This window comes from Paenibacillus tritici (genome assembly GCF_013204885.1).
Taxonomy (GTDB): domain Bacteria; phylum Bacillota; class Bacilli; order Paenibacillales; family Paenibacillaceae; genus Paenibacillus_AQ; species Paenibacillus_AQ tritici.
Window position 1 is genome coordinate 358,352 of record NZ_JABMKX010000002.1, and the last position, 11,804, is coordinate 370,155.

Annotated in this window: 9 protein-coding genes; 2 read left to right on the forward strand and 7 right to left on the reverse strand. The window is 54.4% G+C overall.

What is annotated here, in order from left to right:
• Positions 1–245 precede the first annotated feature (245 nt).
• The 3 genes from HQN87_RS04695 to HQN87_RS32255 form a co-directional block, all read right to left on the reverse strand.
• Positions 246–3,266, reverse strand: a complete 3,021-nt coding sequence (locus HQN87_RS04695; protein WP_254075351.1) for a ComEC/Rec2 family competence protein — start codon at positions 3,264–3,266, stop codon at positions 246–248.
• A gap of 42 nt (positions 3,267–3,308) precedes the next feature.
• On the reverse strand, positions 3,309–3,827 hold the full coding sequence (locus HQN87_RS04700; protein ID WP_173128512.1) for a deoxycytidylate deaminase: 519 nt from the start codon (positions 3,825–3,827) through the stop codon (positions 3,309–3,311).
• Positions 3,828–4,530: 703 nt separating this feature from the next.
• On the reverse strand, positions 4,531–5,262 hold the full coding sequence (locus HQN87_RS32255) for a ComEA family DNA-binding protein (protein WP_254075352.1): 732 nt from the start codon (positions 5,260–5,262) through the stop codon (positions 4,531–4,533).
• 147 nt (positions 5,263–5,409) lie between these two features.
• On the opposite strand from HQN87_RS32255, the gene comER reads away from it, so the two are divergent.
• Entirely contained in the window at positions 5,410–6,261 is an 852-nt protein-coding gene (gene comER / locus HQN87_RS04710; protein WP_173128515.1) for a late competence protein ComER, read from the forward strand.
• On the opposite strand, the gene HQN87_RS32655 is transcribed toward comER, so the two are convergent.
• From HQN87_RS32655 to HQN87_RS04725, 4 genes are all read right to left on the reverse strand, one after another.
• Positions 6,258–6,389, reverse strand: a complete 132-nt coding sequence (locus tag HQN87_RS32655) for a hypothetical protein (protein ID WP_301953153.1) — start codon at positions 6,387–6,389, stop codon at positions 6,258–6,260. The two genes, comER and HQN87_RS32655, sit on opposite strands and share 4 nt — an antisense overlap.
• A 95-nt stretch (positions 6,390–6,484) precedes the next feature.
• Entirely contained in the window at positions 6,485–8,917 is a 2,433-nt protein-coding gene (gene leuS, locus HQN87_RS04715; RefSeq protein WP_173128519.1) for a leucine--tRNA ligase, read from the reverse strand.
• 224 nt (positions 8,918–9,141) lie between these two features.
• The gene (locus HQN87_RS04720; RefSeq protein ID WP_173128522.1) at positions 9,142–9,339 is read right to left on the reverse strand and encodes a hypothetical protein; all 198 of its coding nucleotides are present in this window, start codon (positions 9,337–9,339) and stop codon (positions 9,142–9,144) included.
• A 458-nt stretch (positions 9,340–9,797) separates the two neighbouring features.
• Positions 9,798–10,865 (reverse strand): AI-2E family transporter, encoded by a 1,068-nt coding sequence (locus HQN87_RS04725; protein ID WP_173128525.1) that lies wholly within the window; start codon positions 10,863–10,865, stop codon positions 9,798–9,800.
• A 229-nt stretch (positions 10,866–11,094) separates the two neighbouring features.
• Here HQN87_RS04725 and bglS point away from each other — a divergent pair, with 229 nt between their 5' ends.
• Positions 11,095–11,784, forward strand: a complete 690-nt coding sequence (gene bglS, locus HQN87_RS04730; RefSeq protein ID WP_425517075.1) for a beta-glucanase — start codon at positions 11,095–11,097, stop codon at positions 11,782–11,784.
• Positions 11,785–11,804 lie beyond the last annotated feature (20 nt).

Below are 11,804 nucleotides of genomic sequence, written 5' to 3' on the forward strand. Positions count from 1 at the left end.
GGGTATTAAGTGTAGTAGTTAATTTACAGTATAAAATCCATAATAAAATCCCAAACATATCGTATGCATTTGATGAAATCATTAAAAGGTATACACCAATAATAAATTGAACCACACTTAAAATCATATGATTTCCAATACAGCCAGACGGGGCACTCCTTTCATTATTTAGCGAATGTTTAACTGTGACTATCGCTTTTTTTCCCTTTGTACTCCCACTGAAAAAGAGTAATTTTATTTTCTATTTATTTCATTGTTTCACCCAGTTTGCATCTCACTGCTATGCCTTTTTTATGTACTCTCAGCTGAATCTCCCCCTGCTGGTCAGTCCGGTAGATCTCAGTATTTGCGTCTGCCAACCGGTCCAGCACACCGCTATTCGGATGTCCGTACAGGTTATTCACACCGGCTGAGATTACAGCGGCCCCGGGCTTCCAGAAGGCGAGCCAGTCTGCGCTGGTGGCGGTTTTGCTGCCGTGGTGGGCGACCTTGAGGACGTCGATGGGCCTGCTTGGAGTGAATGCGGCCTGTTGCGCAGATCGCAATATCGCTTCCTCGGCCGCCATGTCCATATCACCTGTGAAAAGAAACCCCCGGCCGTTCATCTCCAGCCGGAACACCACCGATTCGTGATTCTGATCCTCCACTTCCTCGGGAAGGGCCTGCCCGTCCGCAGGCGGCTCCGGCCAGAGGAAATTCAGCCGCGTGGCTTCGTCGGAGGCCAGAACCATGCCCTGCTGCACCGGATACAGCCGGACACCCGCAGCCAGCGCCGTAGTCATCAACTTGGTGTATGGCTCCTTACCGGTGAGCGTCCCGTTGAATAGCAGCGCTGATACGGGTATTCCCTCCAGCACCGCCTGAAGCCCTCCGGCATGGTCCTGATCGCCATGCGTCAGGATGACCGCGTCCAGCCGGTGGATACCCCGCTGCTTCAGCAGCGGCAGCAGCGTCTTAGCCCCGACCTCGAACGGGCTGCGGCGGAGCCGCCACGCCTCCCTGCTGCCGAAGCTCACAGTCCCGCCGCCGTCAACAAGGATGTGGGCTCCGCCCGGTGTGGTGATCAGGATGCTGTCGCCCTGTCCCACATCGAGGTAGCTGATCGCTCCTGCGCCATTCAGCCTCTCCGCATTGTAGCCTCTGTAGAGCAGAAGGGCCAGGCCTGCGGCGCACATTACAGCGGCGAGACTGAACCAGCGCGTTGGACCTGCTTGAGGAAAAGCCTGGAAGGCCAGCGCGGCTCTTCCACTGTTCGCAGCGGCCGCCGAATTCGGCGGATAATTGCGGCTGGTGTTGTTGCTGTTACTTCTATTGTTGCTGTTAATGCCGGACTTCCCAAGTCTGTTGCCCGGAGCTTCCGGTTGCTCTAGCTCCGACAGAGGCCGGGTCTCATCATCCATGAACTGGGGAACAAGCCTAAACTCTGTCCGTCGCTTCAAGGCATATAGCAATCCATATAGCAGTCCGTAGTAGAGACAGATCCACAGGAAGGAAGGCGAGGCCCAGATCAGCACGCCAGCCGTGAATCCGTTCACCCACTCTACCGCCGCAAACGTAACATTATTCAAGAACTCTGCACACTGCGCAGTCAAGAGAGCCGCAGCATTCCAGACCCGACCCAGCAGCAGGGCTAGTGTACCGAGCGGCAGCACCAGGAACGTGATGAAGGGAACCAACAGCAGATTGGCGGCAACCGACAACAGGGAGAATTGGTTGAAGTAATAGATCGTCAGCGGAAAAGAAACCAGTTGGGCAATAAGTGTCACCGAGAGGGCGCTGCCCAGCCAGCCCGGTAACCCCTTGAACAATGGTGCAGCCAGCGGGGTATACACCATAAGGCCCGCCGTCACCAGAAAGGACAGCTGAAAGCTGACGCTAAGCAGCAGGTACGGGTTCCAGACCAGCATCATCAGGGCAGACGCCGCCAAAATATTCATTCCATCCTTAAGCATACCAAGCCTTGCCGCGAGCAGTGCAATCATGCTCATTAACCCGGCGCGAATCACTGACGGGCCGGCCCCGGACAGCAGCACATAGACCGGAACCAGCAGCAGGGTCACCGTCAATGCGGTTTCTCTGGTGAAGCGGCAGCGGCGCAGGAGAAACAGGATCACCCCGACGTACACCGCCACATGCATTCCCGAGATGGCCAGAATATGCGTCAGCCCAAGCTGCGAGAATTGCTTGAAGGTCTCCGGGTTCAGCTCCTCCTGGATTCCGATGACGAGGCCTTTCATATAACCGGCATGTGGCTCCTGAAATAAGCGGCTCATCTCTGCGCCAAGCACAGAACGGGCCCGGTCATTCCAGCGCAGCAGACTGGATGGCTCCCAGGATGCCGGAGGTGCAGCCGTTACACTGGCTGTCCCGGAGCCTTTCAGCAGCCAGTGAATCCTGTTGGTGAGCAGATAATTACGATAGTCGAATCCGCCGAAGTTACGCGCGGTCTGTGGCTGCTTCAACTCCCCTTCAATAACGACCCGGTCTCCCCGCTGCCATTGAGCAGCCACAGCAATTTCATTCTCCTCCTGGAGTTTGATCTGTACGGCAGCCAGCTCTCCTGCAACTTCTACTTCTCCTTCTGCCAAGACCCTTTTATCTGCTTCTGTAGCTGATTCTGCATCTACTCCAGTTTCTGAACCTGTATCTACAGTTTCTGGCCCTGTTATTGCTCCCTTTCCCGTACCTTCTACTACTACTTCTGCCGCGTAACTCCCTGACTGACTCAATCCAATCCTTGACAGCTTCACCTTAAAATCAACCCGGTCCCCATCCCGCTCCACCGGAGATGCAATAACGCCTGCGGCTGTTACATAGGCCTCATAAAGTTCGCTTGTCCTTTGCCCAAGTGCCTCAGGCAGCAGACTCATATTGCGGGCCTCGTTCCATTCCCAGTATAGCGCTGCAGCAATCAATGCCATTATTAGCACCGCAGCCATCCTCCAGCGTATGCTTCCGCTGACCGCCCAAATGGCAGGCAGTAACAGCATCCCCGCGAGGCAGAACAGCAGACTGCGTCCTGAGAACATACAGCTTGCTGCACTTCCGGCAACCCAACATATCGTGAAGCTTAAGAGCGGCCTCCGGTTCATCATTATCTCTCCTTTCAGATAGATACACTCTCTTTTCCCGCCTGCATGGACCAGCTCTCTTCCGCCGCTGCCGCAGCAACGGCAAAGAACCCCTGCAAACGCAAACATATGCGTGAGCAGAGGTTCTTCCCCTGAAGGCAGTCCATATTCTATTCCTGTCCATATTCCGTCCATTCCGTCAAGTCTTACATGTCCCGCCAGGAACCGATAGGCCAGTTATTCTGATACCGAAATCATCGTTTCCTTGGGCGGCTCATAGTTCTCCAACTGGCGGAACACAATTCCTTTGGAGGAGAGCATTGCCTGCACTTTCTCCATATCCTTACGGTAAGGGCGCAGATAGACGATCTCCACAATTCCGCTGTTAGCCAGCATATTGGCACAGGTCCAGCACGGTTCATCCGTAACATATACTGTACTGCCTTCCCGGTCGCTCCGGTCCGTGAACAGCAGCAGATTCTGCTCGGCATGGATCGTACGGATACAGCGCTGCTTCTTCACCATAGTCTCCTCACCGTTCACCAGCTCACGCTCATATTGTTCAGAGACCATACAGCCTGCTTCCGAGCAGTCGGGTACCCCCATCGGCGCCCCGTTGTAGGCCGTACCCAGCAGCTTCTTACCCTGCACCAGCACAGCGCCGACATGGCGGCGGGGACAACGCGAACGGGTAGAGACCATGCAGGCAATATCCATGAAGTATGTATCCCAGTTCTTGCGGTAAGCCACAGTCATCAGCAATCTCCACTTTCTTTTATAAATAGTTGTTCATTATTGTATCATAATGTCCTGCTTTTTCACTAGAACATCGGTTGGGAGCAACTTCTCTCTAACCCGTTCTTCTGTCCATAAGTAGTTATAACACTGGCAAGAATATTTCAGGTCTGATTGCATTTCCTGCAATAGAAATAGCCATATCGGGGACAAAATTGCGTTCTGTTGTACTTCGTACAATTGATTCTATAATCTAGCCGCAAAACCTCCGGTTTCACAGAATTCTACTGCACAATGTGCAACAGATTCATTGATTCGTCAGATTTTGAAGCAAACTAATGTACAAAGTGCAATTGCAGGCAGTTCTGGCGGATGGGAACGACGTAAAATTCGGATAACATCCTGTTGCTATTTAGATTTCTGTTCCAGACCAACTATCCTTACCTTGCTGTACCTGCGCTGAGAAAGTTACTAATTGGAAAAACTCCATCTAGTTCGGGCGAAATACTTGAAAACAGCGAAGCAGTTGTATAAACAACACTTATTCGAGCGATGCTTGGAGCTTTGGAGCAAACGAGCCAAATTAGATAACATTAATCCACTTGTTTTTGCTGAATTAAGACTGGCGGAAGATTTAAGTGTACAAAATCCAACTGCTGCCCGGGGGCCGATTCTTCGCAGACTTGTGGTTATCTGCCAGCCAAGACCCCGAAGGACATCGGTCTCAAAATGCCACCAGCGGCTTCAGCTTCTCCAGCAGCTTGGGGCCGATTCCTTTCACCTTCCCCAGGTCGCTTAGGCTGCGGAAGGCCCCTTTACTGCTGCGGTAATCAATGATCACCTGCGCCTTCTTCTCCCCGATGCCCGGCAGGTCCATCAGCAGCTTGAAGTCGGCTGTGTTTACATTGATCCGGCCATCGGCCACCGCCGGAGTCGCACTGTCAGCAGCTCCGTTCCCCGCTGTTACAGCGCCGCTTCCTGTCTCGCCTCCCGCTGCTCCAGCCGTCCCGCTCCCCGCAGCGTCTTTCCCGGTTGCCCCGGCACTCGCAGCTTCGCCACCTGCTGCCTGTCCGCCTGCGCTCCCTGCCCCACCACCTGAGACTCCGTTCCCCGCTGTTACAGTACCGCTTCCTGTCCCGCCTCCCGCTGCTCCAGCCGTCCCGCTCCCCGCAGCGACTATCCCGGTTGCCCGGGCATTCGCAGCTCCGCTCCCCGCCGTTACGCCGCCGTCCTTCCCGCCCCCAGCCACCTTACCGCCCGCCTCGCTCCCGCCATCAACCCCAGCGGCCGCACTGCCGGCTTCCCCTTCAGCAGCGACACCCAGCGCCTGCGCCATCCCCGCGTTCAGCGTCTTCCATCCGGCAATGCCGTCCTCTCCTCTGTGGTCAGCGGCCCACACCAGACTGCCGCCCAGCAGCGCGGCGGTGATGGCGCAGATGATCATTCTTTTATCCATCAGGTTGTCCTCCCTCATCGAACTGGAATTTTATTCAAAAATCCGATTAAAACCTGTCATTTGTCCAAGACTGCCCTGCATACATTTAACGAAGAGTATTCCTGTAAGCCCAGAACCCAGCAACATTAGAAAGGAGGTAACCACAGGATGAAAGTGGGATTTATCGGAACCGGCAGCATGGGCGGTCTGCTCATTGACACCTTTCTTCGTTCGGGAGCCCTTGATCCATGTGATGTGCTGGCCAGTAACCGCAGCCCCGGCAGGCTGCTGGAGCTGAAGAAGCTTCATCCCGGAATCACTGTATGCTCCGGCAATATCGAAGCCGCGACGGAGAGCGATATTGTGTTTCTGTGTGTCAAACCGTTGCAGTTCAAGAGGTTAACCGATGAAATTGCGCCTTATCTGCGCAGCGAGCAGATTGTGGTATCCATCACCAGCCCTGTGCAGCTCTATCATCTGGAAGCTGTCCTGCCCTCCAAAATCGCCAAAATCATTCCCAGCATCACCCATTCCGTCAGAGGCGGGAGTTCACTGTGCATCTTCGGCAGCCGGTTAAATAAAAAAGACAGGCTGATGCTGCTCCGGTTATTCTCATGTATTGGTGTTCCCGAGGAAATTCCGGAGAGTCATACGCGAATTGCCTCGGATTTCTCCAGCTGCGGTCCGGCTTTTCTCAGCTATTTCCTGGAGCGGTGGATTGAAGCGGCTGTAGAAGCGACAGGTATTGACGAAGCACTGGTCACCCGGCTTGCCGGTGAGATGCTGCTGGGGACAGGCAAGCTGCTGACCGAAGGCTCATTCACCCCCCAGGGACTGCAGGAACGGGTTGCCGTCCGTGGCGGAATTACAGCACAGGCGCTTAATCATCTGCAGACCAGTCTGGAAGGGGTGTTTGAACGGCTGATTACCACCACTCATGACAAGTACGATGAGGATGTAGAAAAGCTTGACGAACTGTTCGGACTCGGCAGCATCGCCCAGAGCCGCTTAGACCGTTAAGCCATCCTGCCCCTGCCTTGGCCCTGTCCCTTCCCATTCTGGCAGTCGTCACGCTTCCCGGCCTTGGTCTCTCTACCTTCCTTACCTTGCCGCTCTGCACCCTGGTTGTGCTGTCCTTGGCCTTCCACGATACTTGATCCTCTTACCCGCCCAGGCCGCGCGAAACCAAGAAAGCCCGCAGCACGGAAACCTCCGTTGCTGCGGGCAGAATTGCGTTCTTCGCTTAACCCACTACTATATTTACCAGCTTGCCGGGAACGGCAATGATTTTACGTACGGTTTTGCCTTCAACAGCCGCTTTCACATTCGGCAGGGCCAGTGCATGGTCCTGCATGTCCTGCTGGCCCATATCCGCCGGAATCAGTGCGCGCTGGACGATTTTACCGTTCACCTGCACGACGATCTCCACTTCCGCGTCTACGGTCCAGGCATCGTCATAGGCCGGCCAAGCAACATAGCTGATGCTTCCTTCATGACCCAGCAGCTGCCACAGCTCTTCGGCAATATGCGGTGCCAGCGGCGACAGCATCTGCACGAACTGTTCCGCCGCTTCGGTGGACAGGCTCTCCTGCTTGTAAGCATCATTGATGAAGATCATCAGCTGGCTGATCGCCGTATTGAAGCGCAGATGCTCGAAGTCCTCAGTAACCTTCTTCAGCGTCTTATGCCAGGTGCGCTTGAATTCGTCACTGCCGCCGTCCGCTGTAATCTTCGCGCTGAGGCTGCCGTCTTCATTCACGAACAGGCGCCATACGCGGGAGAGGAAGCGGTGAATGCCTTCGACGCCTTTTTCGTTCCAAGGCTTCGTTGCTTCCAGAGGACCCATGAACATCTCATAGACACGCAGGGTATCCGCGCCGTAGGCCTCCACGATCTCATCCGGGTTAATCACGTTGCCGCGCGACTTACTCATCTTCTCGTTATTGTTCCCCAGGATCATTCCCTGGTTCACCAGCTTGTGGAACGGCTCCTTGGTATCGACTACGCCGATATCATAGAGTACCTTGTGCCAGAAGCGGGCATACAGCAGGTGAAGCACCGCATGCTCGGCTCCGCCGATATACAGGTCAACCGGCAGCCATTCCTTCTGCTTCTCCGGTGAACACAGCTCCTGGTCATTGTGCGGATCAATATAACGCAGGTAGTACCAGCAGCTGCCGGCCCATTGCGGCATGGTATTCGTCTCGCGGCGGGCTTTCATGCCGGTCTCGGGATCAACCGTTTCAACCCACTCTGTTACATTCGCCAGCGGGGATTCACCGGTGCCCGAAGGCTTGATGGCATCCACATCCGGCAGAACCAGCGGCAGCTGATCGACAGGAACGGTCTTCATCGTGCCGTCTTCCAGGTGCAGGATCGGAATCGGCTCTCCCCAGTAACGCTGACGGCTGAACAGCCAGTCGCGCAGGCGGTAGGTGACTTTGCCCTTGCCGCTGCCCTTCTCTTCGAGCCAGGCGATCATCTTCGCAATCGCATCGGTATTGGACAGGCCGTCGAGGAAGCCGGAATTCACATGCGGACCGTCGCCGGAGTATGCTTCCTCTTCAATGTTGCCGCCCTGTACAACCTCCAGGATGTTCAGGCCGAACTGCTTGGCGAACTCCCAGTCACGGGCATCATGGCCCGGAACGGCCATAATCGCTCCGGTTCCGTATCCTGCCAGCACGTAATCTGCAATCCAGATGGGCACCTGCGCGCCGTTCACCGGGTTGATCGCATAGGCACCAGTGAATACACCGCTTTTCTCCTTAGCCAGATCCGTACGTTCCAGATCGCTCTTGCGGGAAGCCTTGTCGCGGTAGTCCGCAACCGCTGCCTTCTGTTCCTCTGTTGTAATGGCATCCACCAGCTTATGCTCAGGGGCCAGTACGCAATAGCTTGCTCCGAACAGCGTATCGGGACGGGTCGTGAACACTTCAAGCACGGCCTCATGCCCTTCAATCGCAAAGGTTACCTCAGCGCCGGTCGATTTGCCGATCCAGTTGCGCTGCATATCCTTAATGCTCTCTTCCCAGTCCAGCTCCTCCAGATCCTCCAGCAGACGGTCAGCATATTCAGTAATCTTCAGAATCCACTGGCGCATAGGTCTGCGGACTACCGGATGGCCGCCGCGCTCGCTTTTGCCGTCGATAACTTCTTCATTCGCCAGAACCGTACCCAGCGCCTCACACCAGTTCACAGATACCTCAGCTACATAAGCCAGACCGCGGTTGTACAGCTGGATGAAAATCCACTGCGTCCACTTGTAGTAACCCGGGTCCGTCGTGCTGATCTCGCGGTCCCAGTCGTAGGAGAAGCCCAGCGACTTGATCTGGCGGCGGAAATTGTCGATATTCTTGAAGGTAATGTCACGCGGATGTTGTCCGGTATCCATCGCATACTGCTCAGCAGGAAGTCCGAAGGCATCCCAGCCCATCGGGTGCAGCACGTTGTAGCCGCGCATCCGTTTATAACGCGAGACGATGTCCGTAGCGGTATACCCTTCCGGGTGGCCTACGTGCAGTCCTGCACCGGAAGGATACGGGAACATATCCAGGGCGTAGAACTTCGGTTTGCCTGCTTCTTCACTCGTCTTAAAGGTCTTGTTCTCGTCCCAGAATTTCTGCCATTTCGGCTCGATGGTCTGGGCGCGGTAACCCGTATGATTGTCGCTCATCTTGTGCTCCTCCTTGGAGTGTTGCTTTATTAGTTATAACTTCTGCCTGCCGAAAAGAGCAGGAAGTATTCGTCACTCGCAGAAAGTTTTGGGCTTCCGATCGCTGTTATTCTCCGATTTCTTTGATTTGAACCGCTTCTCAGCGGTAGAAATCCGAGAATAAAGGCGAACACTTCGTTTCTACAGCTCCAAAATTTCTTTCCGTTTCTCATTCCTGCTTAATTCTAAAGCCAGCCCGCGCGTCTCACCTGCGGAACAGCAAAGCCCAAGAACCCGCAATGATTCGCTGGGCCGATAGAGCTTGAAAAGCCAAATCCGCCATTGATTTGCCGGGTATGTAGGAACCCGTCCATGCTTCGCCGGGCCGGCAGACCCGCTTCCGCTTCGCCGCTCCCCCGGGCAACCCATTGATGCACCTGCATAATCCCTGTACGGGCCGCTGCCTTCCAACCGCAAAAAAACCTCCCATCCCTAGCGTATTATCGCTAGGGACGAGAGGTATGAATTCCCGTGGTACCACCCTAGTTAGCGGCGGACATTCTTTGTCCGGCACTCACTTTGACACCCTGTAACGGGGGTGAGACGACGACGGTTCACACGCCGGAATCCTTAGTATGAAGATAAGGAACCTGCGGCTCGCGCCATTACTCCGAGGTGAGTTCACTGCGGTCCGTTAACCGGCTCGCACCTGGGGTGCCGGCTCTCTGCAATAACGGTCTCACGAATTAATACTCCTCTTCATCGCACTGCTATGACAACTGCTTCTTATTCGTAATATTCACCACATTATAACCAAAAGATACATGTACCGTCAATCCTTTCACACGAAGTAGTTACAATTCCCCGATTCCTGGTGTAGCGGGAGGAAGAACTGCCGTCTTTAAGCCGGTTTTCTGCGGATATAATAGCCGATGATATGCTGAATGACGACCTTGGCGGCGGCGAAGAACGGCACAGCCAGAATGAGTCCAATCATGCCCGCGATCTCCCCTCCGACCAGCAGTGCAAAGATAATCAGCAGCGGATGCAGATGAAGCTTCCGTCCCACCACCTGCGGAGAAATCACGTTGCTCTCCAGCATCTGGCAGAGTGTATTCACCACCGCCACCAGCAGGACGAGGCGCCACGACAGGGTTGAAGCCATCACAATGGCCGGAGCCGCCCCCAGAAATGGGCCCATATAAGGCACGATGTTGAACACCGCAACAACACATGCAAACAGCAGTGCATAAGGCATGCCGATAATGGCATAACCGATATAAGCCAGCACACCGATGATGATGCAGACAAGAAACTGGCCGCGGATATAATTGCCGAGCGCCTCGTCAATGTCTTTGAGCAGCGTAACAATCGACTTGCGGCGGGAACGGGGAAGGCAGGAGACCACCGCCCGTTCGAACACCTCGAAGTCTTTGAGGATATAGAACACCAGAAAAGGCACGATAAATGCGTTGAACAGAAGGCCGATCGTCGAAGCTATATTATTAAGGAAGTGGGAGATCCCTTCGGCCAGGCGGTTCTCCAGCTGATAGAACCAGTTATTCATTCCCGTCTCCACCCCGGGAGGAATCAGCCTGGAGTTCATGCCCTTCATCAGCCCCTGTGCATGCAGAGTCATCTCCGGCAGATGCTCGTTAAGCTCCTCCAGCTGTTCGATGAACATCGGAATCAGGTTGATGAGAATCACCGCAAGCGAGGTGAGGAACACCGCATAGATCAGCAGGACGGCCACACTGCGCGGCATTTTTCTTCTGGAGAGCAGGGTGACCACCGGATTCAGCACATATGAGATAATCATGGCGGCCAGGAATGGGGCCAGGATCGCTTTTAGAAACAGAAATACCCCATTCAGCATCGGACGGAGCAGCCAGACGAAATATAGAATAATCAATGAGAGCAGCACGCCGATCATCCAGCGGAGCCATTTACTGCGGGACCACTCCTCCATAATACCCCTCCTGAACGTGTACAGCCCTTAACCGTCATGCCATATTAGTATGTGTGGGAGGGGAGTGAAATACTCTGCTCTGCAAAAAATTGGTTTTTTGTTATTTCAATTCGCAGGTTGGTATAGTGGCCGGAACCCAGGTTCGCTACAATCATATTGTAAAAGCGCTTTCATTATGAGGAGGGTATCGTATATGAGGAGAAAGCTACACAAGTTATTCGGTGCAGGAATGACCCTGCTGCTGGCCGGTCTGCTGACAGGAGCTCCGTCCGCTTCGGCGGCCACCGTCTTTAATGAGCCTCTGACTTACTTCAATCCCGCAACCTGGCAAAAAGCCGACGGCTACTCGAATGGCTCCATGTTCAACTGTACCTGGCGTGCGAATAACATCTCTTTCACCAGTGGCGGACAGCTTCGTCTGGCCCTGACCAGTCCCAGCAATAATAAATTTGACGGCGCGGAGTACCGCTCTGTGAACAAGTACAGCTACGGCAAATACGAGGTCAGTATGAAGCCGGCCAAGAACAGCGGGATCGTCTCCTCCTTCTTCACCTATACCGGTCCTTCAGACGGCACGCCCTGGGATGAGATTGATATTGAGTTCCTCGGCAAGGATACCACCAAGGTCCAGTTCAACTATTACACGAACGGCGTAGGCGGCCATGAGAAAATCGTCAACCTTGGCTTCGATGCCTCCCAGAGTTATCATACGTACGCCTTCGACTGGCAGCCGGGCTACATCAAGTGGTATGTCGACGGTGTATTGAAGCATACGGCAACCAGCAATATCCCCTCCCGGCCCGGCAAAATTATGATGAACCTCTGGAACGGAACCGGTGTGGATTCCTGGCTCGGTTCTTATAACGGTGCGAACCCGCTCTACGCTTATTACGATTGGCTGAAGTACACAAGCAACTAGACTTGCAGGCAGGTGTCAGG